The sequence below is a fragment of the Rhodoluna sp. genome (genome assembly GCF_024639375.1).
Lineage (GTDB): Bacteria > Actinomycetota > Actinomycetes > Actinomycetales > Microbacteriaceae > Rhodoluna.
This window is the reverse complement of the sequence record NZ_JAHEIM010000013.1, coordinates 1-18,775: the sequence shown is the minus strand read 5'-3', so window position 1 is coordinate 18,775 and position 18,775 is coordinate 1. Positions and strand designations below refer to the sequence as shown.

General features: G+C 52.3%; 18 protein-coding genes. 6 read left to right on the top strand and 12 right to left on the bottom strand.

Going from position 1 to position 18,775, the window contains the following annotated elements; all coding sequences use genetic code 11:
* Nucleotides 1-4 precede the first annotated feature (4 nt).
* Complete coding sequence (locus tag Q0L28_RS05560) at nucleotides 5-1,234, bottom strand: TRAM domain-containing protein (protein WP_296632727.1); 1,230 nt, start codon at nucleotides 1,232-1,234, stop codon at nucleotides 5-7.
* Nucleotides 1,235-1,299: 65 nt separating this feature from the next.
* Between Q0L28_RS05560 and Q0L28_RS05555 the strand changes: the two genes are divergently transcribed.
* Together Q0L28_RS05555 and Q0L28_RS05550 are read left to right on the top strand one after the other, a co-directional pair.
* Nucleotides 1,300-1,938, top strand: a complete 639-nt coding sequence (locus Q0L28_RS05555; protein ID WP_296632725.1) for a nucleoside triphosphate pyrophosphatase — start codon at nucleotides 1,300-1,302, stop codon at nucleotides 1,936-1,938.
* 101 nt (nucleotides 1,939-2,039) lie between these two features.
* Nucleotides 2,040-3,818, top strand: a complete 1,779-nt coding sequence (locus Q0L28_RS05550) for a biotin carboxylase N-terminal domain-containing protein (protein WP_296632722.1) — start codon at nucleotides 2,040-2,042, stop codon at nucleotides 3,816-3,818.
* A gap of 19 nt (nucleotides 3,819-3,837) precedes the next feature.
* Here Q0L28_RS05550 and Q0L28_RS05545 read toward each other — a convergent pair whose 3' ends face one another.
* On the bottom strand, nucleotides 3,838-5,238 hold the full coding sequence (locus tag Q0L28_RS05545) for an NAD(P)H-quinone dehydrogenase (protein WP_296632855.1): 1,401 nt from the start codon (nucleotides 5,236-5,238) through the stop codon (nucleotides 3,838-3,840).
* Nucleotides 5,239-5,352: 114 nt separating this feature from the next.
* On the opposite strand from Q0L28_RS05545, the gene Q0L28_RS05540 reads away from it, so the two are divergent.
* Nucleotides 5,353-6,174: a purine-nucleoside phosphorylase gene (locus Q0L28_RS05540; protein ID WP_296632721.1), complete on the top strand. Its 822-nt coding sequence runs from the start codon at nucleotides 5,353-5,355 to the stop codon at nucleotides 6,172-6,174.
* 2 nt (nucleotides 6,175-6,176) lie between these two features.
* Nucleotides 6,177-7,829: a phospho-sugar mutase gene (locus Q0L28_RS05535; RefSeq protein WP_296632718.1), complete on the top strand. Its 1,653-nt coding sequence runs from the start codon at nucleotides 6,177-6,179 to the stop codon at nucleotides 7,827-7,829.
* Here Q0L28_RS05535 and Q0L28_RS05530 read toward each other — a convergent pair.
* The 10 genes from Q0L28_RS05530 to Q0L28_RS05485 form a co-directional block, all read right to left on the bottom strand.
* Nucleotides 7,788-8,057: a PTS sugar transporter subunit IIB gene (locus tag Q0L28_RS05530; RefSeq protein WP_296632715.1), complete on the bottom strand. Its 270-nt coding sequence runs from the start codon at nucleotides 8,055-8,057 to the stop codon at nucleotides 7,788-7,790. The two genes, Q0L28_RS05535 and Q0L28_RS05530, sit on opposite strands and share 42 nt — an antisense overlap.
* Nucleotides 8,058-8,079: 22 nt before the next feature.
* Entirely contained in the window at nucleotides 8,080-8,526 is a 447-nt protein-coding gene (locus Q0L28_RS05525; protein ID WP_296632712.1) for a PTS sugar transporter subunit IIA, read from the bottom strand.
* A gap of 2 nt (nucleotides 8,527-8,528) precedes the next feature.
* A complete protein-coding gene (locus Q0L28_RS05520) occupies nucleotides 8,529-9,623 on the bottom strand; it encodes an adenosine deaminase (protein WP_296632708.1) in 1,095 nt (364 codons plus the stop codon).
* A gap of 21 nt (nucleotides 9,624-9,644) precedes the next feature.
* Nucleotides 9,645-10,931, bottom strand: a complete 1,287-nt coding sequence (locus Q0L28_RS05515) for a thymidine phosphorylase (RefSeq protein WP_296632706.1) — start codon at nucleotides 10,929-10,931, stop codon at nucleotides 9,645-9,647.
* The gene (locus Q0L28_RS05510) at nucleotides 10,931-11,329 is read right to left on the bottom strand and encodes a cytidine deaminase (protein WP_296632703.1); all 399 of its coding nucleotides are present in this window, start codon (nucleotides 11,327-11,329) and stop codon (nucleotides 10,931-10,933) included. The genes Q0L28_RS05515 and Q0L28_RS05510 overlap by 1 nt, the downstream gene beginning before the upstream one ends.
* A gap of 6 nt (nucleotides 11,330-11,335) precedes the next feature.
* The gene (locus tag Q0L28_RS05505) at nucleotides 11,336-12,565 is read right to left on the bottom strand and encodes an ABC transporter permease (protein ID WP_296632700.1); all 1,230 of its coding nucleotides are present in this window, start codon (nucleotides 12,563-12,565) and stop codon (nucleotides 11,336-11,338) included.
* Nucleotides 12,562-13,716 carry an ABC transporter permease gene (locus Q0L28_RS05500; protein WP_296632698.1) on the bottom strand — a complete coding sequence of 385 codons (1,155 nt, stop codon included), beginning with the start codon at nucleotides 13,714-13,716 and terminating at the stop codon, nucleotides 12,562-12,564. Before Q0L28_RS05500 ends, Q0L28_RS05505 begins: the two co-directional genes overlap by 4 nt.
* Complete coding sequence (locus Q0L28_RS05495) at nucleotides 13,713-15,212, bottom strand: ABC transporter ATP-binding protein (protein ID WP_296632696.1); 1,500 nt, start codon at nucleotides 15,210-15,212, stop codon at nucleotides 13,713-13,715. The genes Q0L28_RS05500 and Q0L28_RS05495 overlap by 4 nt, the downstream gene beginning before the upstream one ends.
* A 123-nt stretch (nucleotides 15,213-15,335) precedes the next feature.
* Nucleotides 15,336-16,439, bottom strand: coding sequence for a BMP family ABC transporter substrate-binding protein (locus Q0L28_RS05490; RefSeq protein ID WP_296632693.1), 1,104 nt, complete (start codon nucleotides 16,437-16,439; stop codon nucleotides 15,336-15,338).
* A gap of 154 nt (nucleotides 16,440-16,593) precedes the next feature.
* Entirely contained in the window at nucleotides 16,594-17,712 is a 1,119-nt protein-coding gene (locus Q0L28_RS05485; RefSeq protein ID WP_296632690.1) for a mannose-1-phosphate guanylyltransferase, read from the bottom strand.
* 113 nt (nucleotides 17,713-17,825) lie between these two features.
* Here Q0L28_RS05485 and sdhC point away from each other — a divergent pair, with 113 nt between their 5' ends.
* Both sdhC and sdhD read left to right on the top strand, forming a co-directional pair.
* Nucleotides 17,826-18,194 (top strand): succinate dehydrogenase, cytochrome b556 subunit, encoded by a 369-nt coding sequence (gene sdhC, locus Q0L28_RS05480; protein WP_296632687.1) that lies wholly within the window; start codon nucleotides 17,826-17,828, stop codon nucleotides 18,192-18,194.
* Between the two features lie 9 nt (nucleotides 18,195-18,203).
* On the top strand, nucleotides 18,204-18,644 hold the full coding sequence (sdhD, locus tag Q0L28_RS05475) for a succinate dehydrogenase, hydrophobic membrane anchor protein (RefSeq protein WP_296632684.1): 441 nt from the start codon (nucleotides 18,204-18,206) through the stop codon (nucleotides 18,642-18,644).
* The last annotated feature ends 131 nt before the right edge of the window (nucleotides 18,645-18,775 follow it).

The window sequence follows — 18,775 nt, the reverse complement described above, 5'->3', positions numbered from 1 at the left end:
GAACTTACTTTCGCACCAAGCTTGCTACTGCCTCAACGTGGTGGGTGTGCGGAAACAAGTCAAATGCACGAATGTCTTTGAGCGCATAGCCGCCAGCCAAAAGTGGCTTTAGATCACGCGCAAGAGCTACTGGGTCACAGGCAACATAAACGATGTGCTTCGGGTTCAGGGTGATCAATTGGTCAACCACCTTTGCACCGGCACCCGAGCGTGGCGGATCAATCACAATTGTCGCTTGGTCATCAGTGACGCCGGACTTTTTGACGGCACCGACTCGTTCGTTCAAGAAGCGCTCGACCGCAGAACAAATTGCTTTCACCTTTGGCAAGTCGGCTAGGTTCAAGGTTGCATCTTCGGTGGCCTGTTTGAACGACTCAACCGAGGTCATGCGAATGTCTTTGCCGAATTTGCCTGCCAGAGCGCCAGTGAATAGTCCAACTCCGCCATAGAGGTCAAGGTTGTCGGCATCCTTCGCAAAACCAGCAGCGCTAAGCATTTCAATGACCGCACTGGTCAATACATCGGCGGCCTTCTTGTGAACTTGCCAGAAACCGCCACCAGAAATTCTGAATGTGCGGCCGGCGGCGCGTTCAATCAAACGCTCGTCGCCCTTGAGTTTCTTGTCGATGCGCCATTGCACCTGACCAGAACTTGAAGCTGCTACTTCGATCTTCTTTACGTCTTGAAAATTCTTGTTCTGAAATTCGAGTTCGCGAATTTCTTCAACCGCAAGTGGCAAGTCGCGAACCTTAACCACTTCGTGGCTGCGCTCGCGGTAAGGGCCAACGGTGCCAGCCTCGTCAACGTGCAGTTGCACGCGGGTGCGGTAGCCCAAACCATTGGCTTCGTCGTCGCCAGGCGCCGCTTCAACCGGCACACGCATGTCGATGCCAGCCATGCGCGACAAAGCTTCTTGGAGTACATCGGCTTTTAGTTCCCGCTGACGCTTTAGTGAAATGTGGCCAAACTCGGCGCCACCGGCACCACCAGGGCCAGCCTGCTTCCAAAAGTGCTTCACGCGATCAGGCGAAGCCTGCAAAATTTCGGTTGGTTCGGCGCGGCAGAATGAACCGCCGCGGTCTTCATAAACCACAGCCTTCACAACTTCGCCAGGCAAAACGTGGGACACAAACACCACACGGCCATCGTGACGCGCAACGAAGATGCCGCCATGGGCAACCTTCTCAATGGTTAGTTCAAGATTCTGGCCGACCCAGTTTGTTGTTTTACTCACCATTAGAGGTTACCTTGCGCCGCAACCTGCGACCTGGGCTGTTTGTTCTCTGGCAGACTGAGCGAGTGACCAGACTTGTGCTCGCCTCAACCTCTCCAGCTCGGCTTGCGCTTTTGCGCGCCGGTGGCATCGAACCCACCACCATTTCACCTGGCGTTGACGAAGATGCTGTCGCCGAGCGCGCGACATCCATGGGGCTAATTAATTCAACCGCCGAGATGGTGCATGTTTTGGCCAAGGCTAAGGCAGAGGCAGTGATTGACCACCCGGATGCCCGCGGCGCTTTGATTATCGGCTGTGACTCATCGCTTGAGTTCGATGGCGAAGCACTTGGCAAGCCACACGAACCAGAAGTTGCGAAGGCGCGTTGGCTTTCGATGCGAGGCCGTGCCGGAACTCTCTATTCAGGCCACTGGTTGATTGACAACCGCGAACCTCAGCCAGGCGTAGCCGCACCCGCAGCAGGTCGAGTTTCGAGTTCGATTGTTCACTTTGCCGATCTAACCGATCGAGAGGTCGATGCCTACGTTGCTACCGGTGAACCACTCAAAGTTGCCGGAGCGTTCACCATCGATGGCCTTGGCGGAGCATTCTTGCGATCGATCGAGGGCGATGCCCACACCGTGATCGGTTTGAGCCTGCCAACCCTGCGCGAATTGGTGCGTGGCCTTGGCGTTGAGTACACCTCACTTTGGAACCGCTGACCCATCCGAAGCTCGCGGTGTGTGTTCTCACAGTAGTTTCGTGAATTTTTTGTGATTCAACGCCAATAAATCGGTGTTTTTAGCCAATAGGCTTGGGCATTATGACTTCAGCCAAGATCACCAAAGTTCTCATTGCTAACCGTGGCGAAATTGCAGTTCGCATTATTCGAGCCGCTAAAGACTCAGGAATCGCCTCAGTTGCGGTTTATGCAGATCAAGACCGCGATGCAATGCACGTGAAGCTGGCAGACGAGGCCTATGCGCTGCACGGCACCACCGGCCCAGAAACTTACTTGGTTATCGAGAAGATCTTGGCGGTGGCTAAGAAGTCAGGCGCCAACGCAGTTCACCCCGGATACGGTTTCTTGGCAGAAAACGCTGCGTTTGCTCAGGCCGTGATTGACGCCGGAATGATTTGGATTGGCCCATCACCCAAGGCAATCGAACAGCTTGGTGACAAGGTTTCAGCACGTCACGTTGCCGAAAAGGCCGGTGCTCCCCTAGCCCCAGGAACCCTCGACCCTGTGTCGGGTGCCGAAGAAGTTTTGCAGTTCGTGGCTCAGCACGGTTTGCCGGTTGCGATTAAGGCAGCATTTGGTGGCGGTGGCCGTGGAATCAAAGTTGCATATAAAGAAGAAGAAGTTGCAGAACTTTTTGAATCGGCAACTCGTGAAGCAATTGCAGCGTTTGGTCGCGGTGAATGTTTCGTTGAAAAATACCTTGAGAAGCCTCGCCACGTTGAGACTCAGTGTTTGGCAGATGCCTACGGCAACGTAGTAGTTGTTTCTACCCGTGACTGCTCACTGCAGCGTCGCCACCAAAAACTTGTTGAAGAAGCTCCGGCTCCGTTCTTGACCGATGAGCAGAACCGCCGACTATACGAATCTTCAAAAGCGATTCTTAAAGAAGTTGGCTACCAGGGTGCAGGCACCTGTGAATTCTTGGTTGCCCAAGACGGAACCATTTCATTCCTCGAGGTCAACACTCGCTTGCAGGTTGAGCACCCGGTATCCGAAGAAGTCACCGGTCTTGACCTTGTGCGTGAGCAGTTTCGCCTAGCTGAAGGAGGCGTGCTGGACTACGCCGACCCAGCCATCAAGGGCCACTCTTTCGAGTTCCGCATCAACGGCGAGGACGCCGGTCGCAACTTTATGCCGGCGCCTGGTCCAGTTCATGTGTTCAAAGCGCCATCTGGCCCTGGTGTTCGTGTTGACACCGGTGTTGAATCTGGCGACGTCATTAGCGGTTCATTTGACTCGATGATTGCAAAACTTATTGTCACCGGCGCGACTCGCGAAGAGGCGTTGGCGCGTTCACGTCGTGCGCTTTCCGAAATGGAAGTTGCTGGTTTACCAACAGTGCTGCCATTCCACCGCAAGATTGTGAACGACCCAGCATTTATCGGCGACCACGCCGCTAACAAGTTTGGAATTTACACTCGCTGGATCGAGACCGAGTGGAACAACGACATTCCTGCATGGAGTGGCGTTGCAGACCCGGCCGCGGAGCCTGCAGAACGAAACAACGTTGTTGTTGAAGTTGGCGGCAAGCGCGTTGAGATTTCATTGCCAAAGCGTTTGCTAACCGGCGGTGGCGCTGGCGGCCCTGCAGTTGGTCACGCACCAAAACGCAAGACTCACTCACACGCAACAGCTGGCGCTGGCACTGGCAACTCAATCAAGGCACCGATGCAGTCAACCGTGGTTAAGGTTGCGGTTGCCGTTGGTGACAGCGTGCAAGAGGGCGACTTGGTTGTTGTGCTTGAGGCTATGAAGATGGAACAGCCTATGAACGCCCATAAGGCTGGAACCATCAAGTCAATTACCGCAGTGGTTGGTGAAACAGTTCCTGCTGGAACAGTTTTGCTCGAACTCGAATAATTCGAGTTTCTAAAAACTCTTAGTAACTTGGCGAGTGCAGCGCACGAGCCGCATCGCTGATGCTGCCAGAGAGTGACGGGTACACCGTAAAGGTCTTCGCCACTTCATCCACAGTCAAACGGTTTTCAATTGCAATAGCAATTGGGTGAATCAAGTCAGAAGCACGCGGTGCCGCAATAACGCCACCAATCACGGTTCCGCCTGAAGAACAAATCAATTTTACGAAACCGTCTTCGATGCCCAGCATTTTTGCGCGTGGGTTGGCGTTCAATGCCAACTTCACCACGTGGCCACGAACGCGGCCTTCTTTAATGTCTTTTTCGCCCCAACCAACCGATGCAATTTCTGGCGCAGTGAAAACGTTTGATGCAACGTTGCGAAGTTCGGTTGGCGCAGCCACGTCACCCATGGTGTGAAACACAGCGGTGCGACCCTGCATTGCAGAAACCGAAGCAAGTGGCAAGAAAGTGGTGCAGTCACCAACCGCGTAGACGTTTGCGCGTGAGGTGCGGGCAACCTTGTTTACTTCGATGTGTCCCGACTCGGTGAGAATTACGCCAGCTTCTTCTAGACCAAGGCCAGCGGTATTTGGAATTCCACCAACCGCCATCAAACAGTGCGATCCCTTAATAACTGAGCCGTCGGCCAGAGTCACTTCTACTCCGTCGCCGGTGTTGACAACTTTGTCGGCGCGAGTCTGGCTATAAATGTTGATTCCGTTGCGGCGGAACACATGTTCAATCAAATCTGCGGCGTCTTCGTCGTTGCCCGGCAACACTTTGTCGCGGCTAGAAATTAGCGAAACTTCTGAACCAAGACCGCGATAAGCCGATGCAAACTCCGCGCCCGTGACTCCAGAACCAACCACAATCATGTGCTCTGGCAACTCTTGCAAGTTATAAAGCTGAGTCCAGGTGAAAATTCTTTCGCCATCTGGTTTTGCAGCGGGCAGCTGTCGAGGGTGAGCACCAACAGCGATGATGATGGTCTTTGCCTCAAGGCGTTCGCTCTTGCCGTCTTCAATAGCATCGATAACCACGTGGTGGTTGCCGTCAAGTCGCGCGCTGCCATGAATCACTCGCACACCAGATTCGATGAGCTGCTGCAACATATCCGAAGACTGATCCTCGGCAAGATCTAGCAATCGACGGTTTACTGCAGCCAAGTCGATTTCAATTTTTGGTTTGATGTGCTGGCCAGCAAACGAAAGCTTTACGCCCAATGCGCCTGAATTAGCAACGCGCTGTGCGGCATCCGCGGTGGCAATTAAAGTCTTCGAAGGAACCACATCGGTGAGCACCGCGGCGCCACCAATACCGTTGCGTTCAATCAGCGTGACGTCTGCTCCGAGCTGACGACCGGCTAAAGCTGCTTCATAACCGCCAGGGCCACCACCGATAATCACGATGTGGTGCGGCACTCGCTGGGGTGCCGATGGTGAAGTTGCCGGGGTTTCTGGTGTTGCTGCAGATTTGCTCACTGTTTCATTCTGCCAGCCAAAAGCAAACAAAAAGCAAAGAACTAGACTCGAGACATGCAGAACCCTTTAGAGAATTCATCGTCGAATCCCTTTGAAATAGCAGCCGAGGCGGCCGCAGCCATCGCTCGACTCACCGGCGTGGCCAATCACGATATTGCATTGACGTTGGGCTCCGGATGGGCCAAAGCTGCCGATCTGATAGGTGAAACAGTTGCCACAGTGCCAGCCACAGACATCCCAGGATTCTCTGCTCCAGCGGTAGCCGGCCACGTAGCCAGTATTCGTTCGATCAAATTGCCTAACGGAAAATTCGCATTGGTGCTTGGTGCCCGCACTCACTTTTATGAAGGCCACGGAGTGCGCCGAGTAGTTCACGGTGTGCGCACTGCCGCCGCGACCGGGGCAAAAACCATGATTCTCACCAATGGTGCCGGTGGCATCAAAGAAACTTGGAAACCTGGCACACCGGTTTTAATCAGCGATCACATCAACCTCACTGCTTCAAGCCCACTCGAAGGTGCAACTTTTGTTGACCTAACCGATCTTTACTCTTCAAGACTTCGTGCAGTTGCTCGCGAAGTCGATGCCACTTTGGATGATGGTGTCTACTGCCAATTCCGCGGACCGCACTATGAGACTCCTGCTGAAGTTCAAATGGCCAAGCACATTGGCGGGCACATCGTGGGTATGTCAACTGCGCTTGAGGCAATCGCCGCCCGCGAATCCGGAATGGAAATTCTTGGTCTTTCACTAATCACCAACTTGGCTGCTGGAATTCAAAAAGAGCCACTGAGCCACGCTGAGGTTTTGCAAGCAGGCAAAGACGCCGAAGTGCGCATCAGTGCGTTGCTGGCACAGATCATCGCAAAGATTTAAAAATGAATTCTGAACTTCTAGCAGCTGCAAAGGCATGGGCCGCACAAGACCCAGATAAAGAAACCCGGCACGAACTAATTAGTTTGATAGCCGCCGGCGACGAAGCTGGCATTGCTGCCCGCATGAATACCCGCCTCGAATTTGGCACCGCAGGGTTGCGTGGCGAACTTGGTGCAGGGCCAAATCGCATGAACCGCGTATTGGTGGCACAAACCGCAGCCGGCATTGCAAAGTTTTTACTTGCCAATGACAGCAGCGGTGAGCCGAGCATAGTGATTGGCTTTGATGGCCGAATTAACAGTGCTGTGTTTGCTCGAGATTCTGCCGCCATCTTTGCTGGGGCTGGAATTCGCACTCTGTTATTTGATGGCGTGGTGCCGACTCCGGTGTTGGCATTCGCAGGAAAGCACCTGGGCACATCCGCGGCAGTAATGGTGACCGCATCGCACAACCCGCCGCGCGATAACGGATACAAGGTTTACCTTGGCGGCGCTAATGGTGGTTCGCAGATTGTTTCGCCGACCGATAAGCAAATAGCAGCCGAGATTTCATCCGTAGCTTCGAACCAAACATTTGATGAGATACACAAGAGCGACGACTTCGAAATTATCGGCGATGAATTGCGCCAGGCCTATGTTGCCGAAACGGCTGGGCTCGCCAACGAACTGCACAATGGCGAAGCGCTCAAAATTGTTTACACCGCAATGCACGGCGTTGGTTGGCATGTAATCAAAGAAGTTTTCGCTGCGGTCGGCCTGCCTCAACCAATCACGGTTGATCGACAACTGCTACCTGACGGCACTTTTCCAACCGTGGCTTTTCCAAACCCCGAAGAACCGGGAGCAATGGACCTTAGCTTTGCGAAAGCCCGCGAAGTGAATGCCGACTTGATTCTTGCCAATGACCCAGACGCCGATCGTTTGGCCGTCGGCATTCCCGATGCCACCAGCCCCGAAGGTTGGCGTCGCCTCACCGGTGATGAAATCGGTTTGTTGTTGGGCCACGAGATGGCACGCAAAACCGCCGCACTTGGCAACAGCGGAACACTAGCTTGTTCAATTGTTTCTTCGTCGGCGCTAAGCAAAGTTGCTGATCACTTCAAACTTGATTACCGCGAGACCCTCACCGGTTTTAAATGGATTTCAAAAGTTCCAAACCTAGTGTTCGGTTACGAAGAGGCTCTGGGCTACTGCGTTGATCCGCAGCACACTCCCGACAAAGACGGCATCTCGGCGGCTTTGATTGTGGCGGCCATCGCTTGCGATTTGGCAAGTGCCGGCAAAACCATTGCCGATCAACTCAACGAGCTGGGGCGACTTTATGGCCACTATGCAACTGGCCAAATTTCGATTCGCGTTGCCGACCTCGTCTTGATTAAATCGGCGATGGCCGGCTTGCGCGCCAACCCACCAATTTCACTTGCTGGCACCGGCGTGCAGTTCACCGACCTAAGTGTTGCGAATGAAAAATTAGCTGCCACGGATGGCTTGCGCTTTGACCTAAGTGATGGCCGTCGAGTAATCATTCGCCCATCGGGCACAGAGCCAAAACTCAAGTGCTACCTGCAGGCGATTGGTGATTCAGAAGTTGAAGCGAAGCAACTGCTCAGCGAATTAGAGCAGAGCTGCCGAGAGCTTCTCGGTGATTTCTTCTAAATCAAAAAAGTGATCGATGGTAATTACCTCTGCAGGTGAATCCTCGATCAGTGACACCAAATCGGGTGTAGTCAAAATAATTTGGGCATCCCGCGATTCACGCGCTGTCTTCATGTCAGTTGCTTCAACAGTCGCGTCAATCCCCATTTGACGCAAAACTTTTTCAGCATTCATTTTTAGCAAAACAGACGTGCCGATGCCCATCCCACATACGGCAATAATCTTCATAACCCCATTCTTACCTATGGGGCTAGAGCAACTGCCTGATCTCTTCGGTATCCCCCGCATTTAACAGAGAATTCACAAACTGTTGATCCGAAAGTGCGTCTGCAAGCTCTTTCATCATGTCCATGTGCGAATCATGATCAAAAGCAGCCAAGCCGATTAGCAGCGAAACGGGGTCATTTGCAGCGTTACCAAAGACCACAGGTTCTGCCAAGGTGAGCAAACTAAGGCCCGTTTCAATAACTAAATCCGAGGGTTTAGAGTGCGCCAGCGCGATGCCTGGCGCAATCACGATGTAAGGGCCATGCGTTTCAAGCACGGCTACCATTTCTTCGGTGTAGGCCGGGGTGGTGCGCCCCGAAGCCACAAGCAGCTCGCCAGACATCTCAACGGCGTGCTCACGATCAAGTGCAATGGCGCCAACTCGAATTGCCCCCTCGGCAATACTTTGCGCCAGCACCGGAAAACGCATTTTTACTTAGATGCCTCGGCGAAACCATCCGAGATTAATTCAATTAGCTCTTCGCGGTCATCGATGGCCTGAAAACTTGCCTCTGCGGCATTCACCTGGAACAACTCCAAGTCAGCAAGGTTGTAACCAAAGGCATCAACCAAGAGCTCGAGTTCGCGAGTCAGCGTAGTGCCGCTCATCAAACGGTTGTCAGTGTTTACGGTCACCTTGAAGCCAAGGTCGTAAAGCACATCGATTGGGTGGTCGGTCATTTTGTCGCCAAGCATTTCGATAGCACCAGTCTGCAAGTTTGAAGAGGGTGAACACTCAAGTGCGATGCCGCGGTCGTGCACCCACTCGGCCACTGGGCCAAGCACAACCAAATCGGTGTCGCCCTCGGTGCGACTAAACATGATGTCTTCAATCAAGCGCACACCATGACCAAGGCGAAGAGCGCGACCGGAAACGATTGCATCCTTGATGCTCTCGATGCCATCGGCTTCACCTGCGTGAATAGTGACCGGAAAAAGTTCTTCGGCTAGGTAATCAAAAGCCAACTTGTGGCGGCTTGGCAAGAAGCCTTTTTCGGCACCTGCGATGTCAAAACCAACCACACCATTATTGCGGTGGCGAACTGCAAGCTCGGCAATTTCAAGACCGCGGTCGGCGTGACGCATTGCGGTTACCAATTGACCGGTGCGAATGAATCCGCCCTGCTCATCAACTAGATCCATGCCCTGCTCCAGGCCATCCTGAACTGCTTCAACGGCTTCATCAAGTGACAAGCCGCGGGTTAGGTGCTGCTCGGGTGCCCAGCGAATTTCGCCATAGACAACACCATCGTTGGCAAGATCCAAAACAAATTCACGAGCCACTCGGGCAAGTTGTTCTTTGGTCTGCATCACTGCAGTGGTCACATCGAAAGTTTTTAGGTACTCCACCAATGAACCAGAGTCGGCTGACTTCTCGAACCAACGCTTTAGATCTTTGGCGTTATCTGCCGGCAACTCAAGGCCAATTTCATCAGCCAACTCAATAATGGTTTGAGGGCGCAGGCCACCATCAAGGTGATCGTGCAACGAAATCTTCGGCAGTGAACGAATGTCGAAGTTAGCCATGGTGGTGCCTCTCTTGGTGGTTTAGCCGTTGATTCGCTCGAGCACAATTTGGCGCTCGGATGGCTTGCCTGAAACCTCAATCTTAAATGAACCTTCAAGAGCTGCTAGCGCGCCCTCGAATCTCGCCGGCTCATCGGTGTGCAAAGTCATGAGTGGTTGCCCGCCGGTGACACGCTGGCCAACCTGTGCATGCAGCGTGATGCCAGCGCCAGCTTGAACCGGATCCTCTTTGCGTGCGCGCCCAGCGCCCAAACGCCAAGACGCGGTGCCCACCTGCAGGGCATCAAGGTGGCTCAGCATTCCATCTGCCGGGGCCAATATCACGTGTTGCTCCTTGGCCACTGGCAACGGCGCATCTGGGTTGCCACTCTGTGCCGAAATCATTTGGCGCCATTTATCCATAGCTCGGCCATCGTTAAGGGCAGCCGCCACATCAACATCGGTCTTACCCGAAAGGCGAAGCATCTCGGTGGCTAGCTCAACAGTTAGTTGCACAACATCGGCAGGGCCGCCACCAGCAAGAACCTCAACCGACTCTTTTACCTCGAGGGCGTTTCCGATTTGCAGACCAAGTGGTGTCGACATATCGGTGAGCAAAGCCGTGGTGTTTACTCCGGCATCCTGGCCAAGCTGCACCATTACGGTGGCTAGCTCGCGGGCACGCTCAATGTCTTTCATAAAGGCACCTGAACCCACCTTTACGTCGAGCACCAAAGACTTTGTGCCTTCGGCAATCTTCTTAGACATGATTGAGCTAGCAATCAGAGGAATAGCCTCGACGGTTCCGGTGACATCCCGCAGTGAATAAAGTTTGCGATCAGCCGGGGCCAAACCTGAACCAGCTGCGCAAATTACCGCACCAACTTCGGCTAGCTGTTTGTGAAATTCTTCATTGGATAGCGAGGCACGCCATCCGGGGATTGATTCAAGCTTGTCGAGCGTGCCACCGGTGTGACCTAGCCCGCGACCTGAAAGCTGTGGCACTGCAACACCAAACACAGCAACCAAAGGAGCAAGTGGCAAAGTGATTTTGTCACCGACACCACCGGTTGAGTGCTTGTCGGCAGTTGCAACACCAAGGTCGTCGTAGTTGAGCTTTTCGCCCGAAGCAATCATTGCCATGGTTAGGTCACGAATTTCGCGACGGTTCATGCCATTTAGCAAAATGGCCATGGCCAGTGCCGACATTTGTTCATCGGCAACTGCACCTCTGGTGTAGTTTGCTACCAACCAATTGATTTGTTCGGTGCTGAGTTCACCCTTGTCACGTTTGATGACGATAAGTTCTGGTGCAGAGAACGATGCCATTACTTTCTTTCTTCAAGATCACGCGGACCAAAAGCATCAGGAATTACCTGATTTATGGTTTTGATTCCAGAAACGGTTTCGAGCAACATTACTTCGGCAGAGTGTTCAAATAAAAGCTGACGGCAGCGACCGCAAGGCATCAGCACATTGCCGTGGGCATCTACGCAGGTGAAAGCAATCAAGCGCCCGCCACCGGTGGCAAATAAGTCACTCACTAGCGAACACTCTGCACACAGGGTTAAGCCGTAAGAAGCGTTTTCAATGTTGCAACCCGAGACAACTCGACCATCTTCGGTGATTGCAGCGGCACCCACGGGAAATTTTGAATAGGGCACGTAGGCCTTCTTCATCGCCGCGTTTGCTTTGGCTCGCAGGGCATCCCAGTTTATTTCAGACATGTTTGCCTAACTCTTTATGTATGCTTTGCCAGATGCAGCTGGGCCGGTTACCTTGCCAACCAAACCAGCCACCGCAATCACGGTTAGCGCGTAAGGCAGCATCAACAAGAATTCGCTTGGCACAGGTGAACCGATGATGGCCAGGCCATATTGCAAGTTCTGCGCAAAGCCAAAGAGCAAACCAGCAAATGCTGCATAAATAGGGTTCCATCGACCGAAGATCAAGGCTGCGAGCGCGATGTAGCCCGCACCGTTAGTCATCTCCTTGCCGAATGAGCCAACTTGGCCCAGGGTGAAGAACGCACCGCCCAAACCAGCGAACGCGCCACCGATGATCACGCTGATGTATCGAGTGCGGAAAACCTTGATGCCCACGGTGTCTGCTGCCTTTGGATACTCTCCAACCGCGCGCAACCGCAGACCCCAACGGGTCTTGAACAAGGCAAACCAAATTCCAGCTACCGATAGATACATCAAGTAGACGATCAAAGTTTGGTTGAACAGCACTGGACCAATTACCGGAATTTGACCAAGCAATGGAATCAGGATCTTTTCAAATCTTGGCGGCTGGTTAAACACTGTGAGGTTGCTAACCATCAGAGTGCTGAACAGGAAGTTGGTAACGCCAACCACAAGCACGTTCAACACAACACCAACAATGATTTGGTCAACGATGTACTTAATGCTGAACACCGCAAGCACCCATGAAACCAAGGCACCGGCAATGATGGCTCCGATTAGACCGAGGTACATGTTGGCCGAAAGTGATGCCACAAGCGCCGAGATGAAGGCACCGGCAAGCAATTGACCTTCGATGGCGATGTTGACCACACCCACGCGCTCACTTAGAACACCGGCAAGGGAACCAAAAATCAGCGGCACTGCCAAAGCAAGCGAGCCCTGCAACAGCGAGGTGATGGTCATGGTCTTGCCCGCAAAAAGCAAAATCATAATTTCAACGACTAGCGCGAGGCCAAAAACCAAGACCACGAAGCGTGGGGTTTTGTGCTTGCGAACCAGCACAAAGAAACTTGAGTAACCCGTTGCCAATAGTTGGAACGCGAAAGCAATCGCGCTAACCAACTGAGCATTCAAACCGAATTCGGCAATCTTGAAAATATCGCTGTCGGTTGAAATCTTGATTGTGGTGTCAATGGCTGGGGCTGAAACCAGCATCCAAAGCCCCAACAGGGTGAGCACTAGAAGTGAAATTGGTGTGCGTTTGCTTTGCTTCACTTTGCGTCCTCCTTCTGTGGCTTAATTCTGAACATCGACCGAACCAGAGGTGGGGCCGCGATGAACAAAACGATCATCGATTGCACCACCAAGACAATGTCAATTGGAACACCCTGGTTGGCTTGCATCGTCACCGCTCCGGCGCGAAGGCCACCAAACAAAATGCCTGCCATCAGCACGCCCCAAGGGTTTGAGCGGCCAAGCAGCGCAACTGTAATAGCGTCAAAACCAAAGCTTGCGGCAACACCCAGCGTCAAGAACTTTTCAGTACCCATAATCTGCGATGTGCCAGCTAGGCCAGAAAGCGCTCCGGATACTGCCATTACCAAAACAGTGGTGGCACCAATGTTGATGCCGGCTACCTTTGCGGCATTTGGGTTGTGACCAAGTGCTCGAAATTGAAAACCAATTGAAGAACGGTTTAGCAACCACCAAACGAACACCACTGCAATCAACATGGCGATCAAACCAGCGTGCACTCTAAATTGGTCGCCCATCAAAAGAGCATATTTTGCGCTGTCGTGAACCGGTGGAGAAATTGGGTTAACCGACCCTGGAGCCTTAAGCACCGGAGTCTTTAAAAGATAACCGAGCAACAAAATCGCAATGTAGTTGAACATGATCGTGACAATCACTTCGTTTGCGCCGGTGGCTGCTTTTAGAAAACCGGCTAATGCTCCCCAAAGGGCACCGCCCAAGATGCCGGCAAGCAATGCGATTGGAAAGTGAATGTAGCCAGGCAGGTCAACAAAAATTGCTACCCAACCGGCAAACATGGCACCAAACACAATTTGACCCGCTGCGCCAATGTTGAACAACCCAGATTTAAACGCCACCGCCAAACCGAGACCCGACATCACAATCGGAGTTGCGTAGGCAAGTGTCTCAGTGATTGGGCGAATCATGAAGGTTAGGTTGTCGGCCTTGTAATTGAAAACAGCTCCGCGGAACATTGCGTCATAGGCGCCAAACACTGCATTCCAAACAGCACTAATGAAGTCAGTTGGTCGAGCTGTTAGATAGGTGGCTGTGGTTTGCACGGTCTCGCTCGAAAACGCGATGAGGATTCCGCCCACTATAAACGAGGCAACGACTGCTAGAAATGACAACCAGATGTTGCCATTCACGATTTCTCGGAATGCCTTTTTCATGCGCTAATTCCCGCCATCATTTGCCCCAGGGTCGCTCGCGGAGTATCCGAAGGCACAATGCCAACGATTTTGCCGCGGTACATAACCGCAATGCGGTCGCCTAGTTGAGCTGCTTCATCAAGTTCAGTAGCAACAATCAAAACCGGAATTCCGCTGTCGCGAGTGGCGACAATCTTTTCGTGAACGAATTCAATGGATCCAACATCAAGACCTCGAGTTGGCTGCGACGCAACGAGCAAACGAAGTTCTCGTGAAAGCTCTCGCGCCAAAACTACCTTCTGCTGGTTTCCACCAGACAGTTGGGAAGCTTTAGATTCAATGCCCTGTGCGCGCACGTCATATTCGGCGATTTTTTCGGCTGCGAATTTCTTCAAGAAATCAAGCTGCAGATTTAGGCCCTTTACAAAAGGTTTGCGATCGCTGCGGTCGAGCATTAGGTTCTCGGCAATCGTAAAATCGGCAACCAGCCCATCTTCGGTGCGGTCTTCAGGCACAAATCCAACACCTAGGTCGAGAACCTGCTTTACGTTTTTGCCAATAAGTTCACGGCCATCAAGCTCAATAGAACCAATGGTTTTGCCGTGCATGCCAATGATTGCTTCGGTTAGTTCGGTCTGACCATTGCCTTGGACTCCAGCAATAACCAGAATTTCGCCTTCGTGAATTTCAAAGTTGATGTCGTCGAGCACCTTGCTGCCTGCGTGATCCCAGGCAGAAAGCCCGGCCACTTTAAACAAAGGCTTGCCAGGTTTTGCGGCGGCTTTATTAACGTCAAGGTCAACCTCACGGCCTACCATCATCGAAGCAAGTTCATTAGCCGAGGCGGTTGGCTTTGCTTCACCAACAACTTTGCCCAAACGAATCACAGTGATTTTGTCGGCTACTTCTTTAACCTCACGCAGCTTGTGCGTGATGAAAACAATTGACTTGCCTTCATCGCGAAGCTGCTTCATGATGACCATTAGCTCATCGGTTTCTTGAGGAGTGAGAACCGCAGTTGGTTCATCAAAAATCAAAATTTGCGCATCGCTCATCAGAGCCTTGATAATTTCAACGCGCTGCTGCACGCCTACTGGCAAGTCACCAACCAAGGCGTCTGGGTCAACTTCAAATCCAAATCGTTTTGAAATATCTAGAACTCGCTCGCGTGCTTTTTTAATATCCAGAACGGTGCCGAACTTAGTTGGTTCGTGGCCAAGAATTACGTTTTCAGCAACTGTGAAAACTGGAATCAACATAAAGTGCTGGTGCACCATGCCAATTCCGGCGGCCATTGCATCGCCGGGTCCAGAAAATTTGACGAGCTTGTCGTCAATCAAAATCTCGCCGCCATCGGCTTGATACAAACCAAAAATAACGTTCATCAACGTTGACTTGCCTGCGCCATTTTCGCCAACCAAACAGTGAATCTGCCCTGGTTCGGCAATTAGGTTCACATGGTCATTGGCGGTCATGGTGCCGAAGCGCTTGGTGATACCACGCAGTTCCAGCTTCATTGCTTTGCCTCGTTCAGTTCTCATGCTCTTGCGAGCAACTTGATTTCAGTCTAACCAGACCGAAGAAAATAAAACCGGGGAGTACGCCTAAGCGCGCTCCCCGGTTTTATTTTTTTATAGCAATTACTTCTTGTAGATCGAGTTAACAACAACCTTGCCCGAGATGATGTCAGCCTTTAGAGCGTCTAGCTCTGCTTGGATGCCATCTGGGTAAGCAACGTCGTGCTGTGCTGAGATCTGCACGCCACCGTTGGCTAGATTGCCAACGTACTGGTTAGCGTCGCCACCAGCGAATGCGCCGTCAACACCGGTCTTGATAACTTCAAGAACAGCCTTAGCCATCTTCTTCTCGATTGACGTCAAGATGTTTGCCTTGTAAGCAGCGTGAGTTGCAAGACCGAACCAGTCAGAGTCAACACCGATTACTAGAGTGCCTGGCTTGTCAAGAGTTGCCTGACCTGAACCAATACCAACTGGGCCTGCTACAGGAAGAACGATGTCTGCACCCTGTGAGAAGAAACCTTCGGTAAGAGTCTTGCCCTTTGCCTGGTCGTTGAAGTCACCGGTTGCAGCCCACTTCGAGCTGTCGGTGCCGTCGGCTCCAAGAACCTTAATCTTGGTTCCCTTTGCAGCGTTGTAAGCGTCAACACCCTGCTTGAAGCCATCCATGAAGATGGTTACAGATGGGAACAACATTCCACCGTAGGTTGCAACCTTGCCGGTCTTGCTCTTTGCAGCAGCAAGGTAACCAGCTAGGTAAGCAGCTTCAGCGGTGTCGTACTGAATTGGCTTTACGTTTGGCAATGACAACGGTGAGTAGTCATCGTTTGAGAGTGCTGAGTCGATGATTGCGAAGTTCACGTCTGGGTGAGTCTTTGCTGCATCGCGAGTTGCGGTTGCAAGTGCAAAACCAACGGTGATGATGAGGTTACAGCCCTCGCCAACCATTGAGTCAAGACCAGAAACATAGTCAGTCTGAGTTGCCTTCTCTGGAGACTCAACTGATGCAATCTTCACGCCAAGCTCAGTTTCAGCTTGCTTTAGACCTGCGTATGCTTCCTGGTTGAAAGATGCGTCATTGAAACCACCGGCGTCTGAAACCATGCACGCCTTGTAGTCAATTGGAGTAACGGTTGGCTCGGCCGGAGCTGAGGCACAACCTGCAAGGGTTAGTGCTGCAATTGCTGCAACTGCTAGGCCCTTGAAAACTGGGTGTGAAATCTTCACTTAATTTCCTCCTGAAAAACGACCAATGGCTTTCATCAGTCGCTACAGAAGTCAGCCTAGACCGGATAAAAAATTGGAAAGCGAAAGTATGCGGTTAGAACGAATATTTAACCGAGCCGTTACATATCGCTCAAGTTGAGCATGAAGGTTGAACTTAGAGAATGTCTGAGTGACCCGTGGCTTTAAGAACATCCACCAAGCTCTTTACTCGCTGCGCGTGTTCTTTGGTAGTCACCAAAAGCGCATCCGGGGTGTCAACCACAATGATGTCTTCGACACCAATCAGTGCAATCAAGCGATCGGTGTCGCTCACCAAAATGCCACTCGATGAATCGGCCAAAACTCGCGCATTACCCAGCACCGCTAGGTTGTCGCGACGGCCCTGCGACTGCAATTCGGCAATCGCTGCAAAGTCACCCACGTCGTGCCAGCTAAATGTGGCCGGAACAACGGCCACCAGACCAGCCTCGGCGGCAGGTTCGGCAACCGAATAGTCGATGGCGATCTTCTTTAGGCTCGGCCAGGTCTTTTCCAGCACAACCTTGCGGTCGTCGGTATCCCAAGCATCGGCAATTTTCATCAATGACTCATAAAGAGCCGGTTCGGACTTTTCAACCTGCTGCAATAGCAACGACGCTGGGGCAATAAACATGCCGGCATTCCAAAGGTATTCGCCAGATTGCACGTAAAGACGGGCATTCGCCATGTTTGGCTTCTCAACGAAGTTCACTACGTGCTTGGCACTCGGGGCGCGCGCCACATCCAGCGACTCCCCTACCTTTATATAGCCAAAACCTACGGATGGCTCAGTCGGTGCAATTCCAATAGTCACGATCTTGCCAGTGGCCGCTACAGCCACTGCCTCGTGCACGGCCGCCTGAAATGCAACATCCTCGGTGATCACGTGATCGGCTGCAAAAGAGCCAATGATTACGTCTGGTTCGCGCTTCATCAGAATGGCTGCGGCCAAGGCGATTGCAGCGGTTGAGTCTTTTGGAGAAAGTTCGAGAACTAGGTTGTCGGTTGAAAGATCTTCGATCTGCTCTAGCACCGCCGACTTGTGCACCTTGCCGGTGACCACCAAGATGCGATCTTTTCCGGCGATTGGCACCAGGCGATCCCAGGTGTCTTGAAGCAAGGTTTGCCCCGAACCGGTTAGGTCGTGCAAAAACTTAGGGGCCGAGGCGCGTGACAGTGGCCAAAGTCGACTGCCGATGCCACCGGCAGGAATGACGCTGAAAAAGCGGTCGATTGGAGCTCGATTATTAGACATATGTAAAAAACCCTAGCCCAATGCCTGGGTTTGGGCGAGGGCACAAGCAGAACAGGCATAGACTTTTAGAGGTTTGTGAAAAATCCGTATCGAGGAGGATATTCTTGCCATCTATGCCTGCAGGCACCCTGTACCGCGGAAAAGTCGGTATGTGGTCATGGGTTTTGCACCGTATTACCGGTGTGGCCATTTTCTTTTTTCTGCTTGTTCACGTGCTTGACACCGCTTTGGTTCGTCTGAGCCCTGAGGCCTACAACGCCGTGATCGGCACCTACAAGACTCCAATCATCGGCCTGGCCGAGCTTGGTTTGGTAGCCGCAATTTTGTACCACGCCCTAAACGGTGTGCGTGTGATCTTGATCGACTTCTGGCGCAAGGGCGTCAAATACCAGAACGTCATGTGGTGGGTAGTTGTCATCATCTCAGCAGTGTTGTTCCTCGGATTTGCTCCTCGTCACCTGTCTCACGTATTTGGTTGGTAGGAGAACACCATGTCAGTTGTAATCGAACAACCTCGTAGCCCGCGCAATCGCAAGCAAGCCAACTTTGAGAAGTACGGCTGGATGTACATGCGTGCATCTGGTGTGGTTCTAGTAATTCTGATTTTCGGCCACCTTTTCACGAACCTGTTTTTGGGTGAAGGCATCAAGGCAATTGACTTTGCATTTGTTGGCGGCAAGTGGTCTGACCCGTTCTGGCAAGTCTGGGATCTATTGATGCTCTGGCTTGCTTTGATTCACGGAACCAACGGCATGCGCACAATTGTGAATGACTACACCTCGCGCGAAGGCCTTCGCAAAGCTCTCGTGATTGCTCTTTGGGCAATTTGCGCAGCCCTTATCGTGCTAGGCACATTGGTGGTTTTCACCTTTGATCCATGCCCTGCTGGTTCACCGGCAAACCTATTGCCTTCGTTCTGCCCTGCTTCATAAAACAAAAATCCCAAAAGGAAAATAAATAAATTGAGCACAAAGCCAAAGGTTCATCACTACGAATACGACGTTGTAATCGTGGGTGCGGGTGGTGCAGGAATGCGCGCAGCAATCGAAGCTGGGCCACATGC

What these genes read in the sequence shown, in the direction of transcription:
- Q0L28_RS05550 (WP_296632722.1), top strand. Translation starts at nt 2,040, where the DNA reads ATGACTTCAGCCAAGATCACCAAAGTTCTCATTGCTAACCGTGGCGAA.
- Q0L28_RS05540 (WP_296632721.1), top strand. Translation starts at nt 5,353, where the DNA reads ATGCAGAACCCTTTAGAGAATTCATCGTCGAATCCCTTTGAAATAGCA.
- Q0L28_RS05535 (WP_296632718.1), top strand. Translation starts at nt 6,177, where the DNA reads ATGAATTCTGAACTTCTAGCAGCTGCAAAGGCATGGGCCGCACAAGAC.
- Q0L28_RS05530 (WP_296632715.1), bottom strand. Translation starts at nt 8,057, where the DNA reads ATGAAGATTATTGCCGTATGTGGGATGGGCATCGGCACGTCTGTTTTG.
- Q0L28_RS05525 (WP_296632712.1), bottom strand. Translation starts at nt 8,526, where the DNA reads ATGCGTTTTCCGGTGCTGGCGCAAAGTATTGCCGAGGGGGCAATTCGA.
- Q0L28_RS05520 (WP_296632708.1), bottom strand. Translation starts at nt 9,623, where the DNA reads ATGGCTAACTTCGACATTCGTTCACTGCCGAAGATTTCGTTGCACGAT.
- Q0L28_RS05515 (WP_296632706.1), bottom strand. Translation starts at nt 10,931, where the DNA reads ATGGCATCGTTCTCTGCACCAGAACTTATCGTCATCAAACGTGACAAG.
- Q0L28_RS05510 (WP_296632703.1), bottom strand. Translation starts at nt 11,329, where the DNA reads ATGTCTGAAATAAACTGGGATGCCCTGCGAGCCAAAGCAAACGCGGCG.
- Q0L28_RS05500 (WP_296632698.1), bottom strand. Translation starts at nt 13,716, where the DNA reads ATGAAAAAGGCATTCCGAGAAATCGTGAATGGCAACATCTGGTTGTCA.
- Q0L28_RS05495 (WP_296632696.1), bottom strand. Translation starts at nt 15,212, where the DNA reads ATGAAGCTGGAACTGCGTGGTATCACCAAGCGCTTCGGCACCATGACC.
- Q0L28_RS05485 (WP_296632690.1), bottom strand. Translation starts at nt 17,712, where the DNA reads ATGTCTAATAATCGAGCTCCAATCGACCGCTTTTTCAGCGTCATTCCT.
- sdhC (WP_296632687.1), top strand. Translation starts at nt 17,826, where the DNA reads ATGCCTGCAGGCACCCTGTACCGCGGAAAAGTCGGTATGTGGTCATGG.
- sdhD (WP_296632684.1), top strand. Translation starts at nt 18,204, where the DNA reads ATGTCAGTTGTAATCGAACAACCTCGTAGCCCGCGCAATCGCAAGCAA.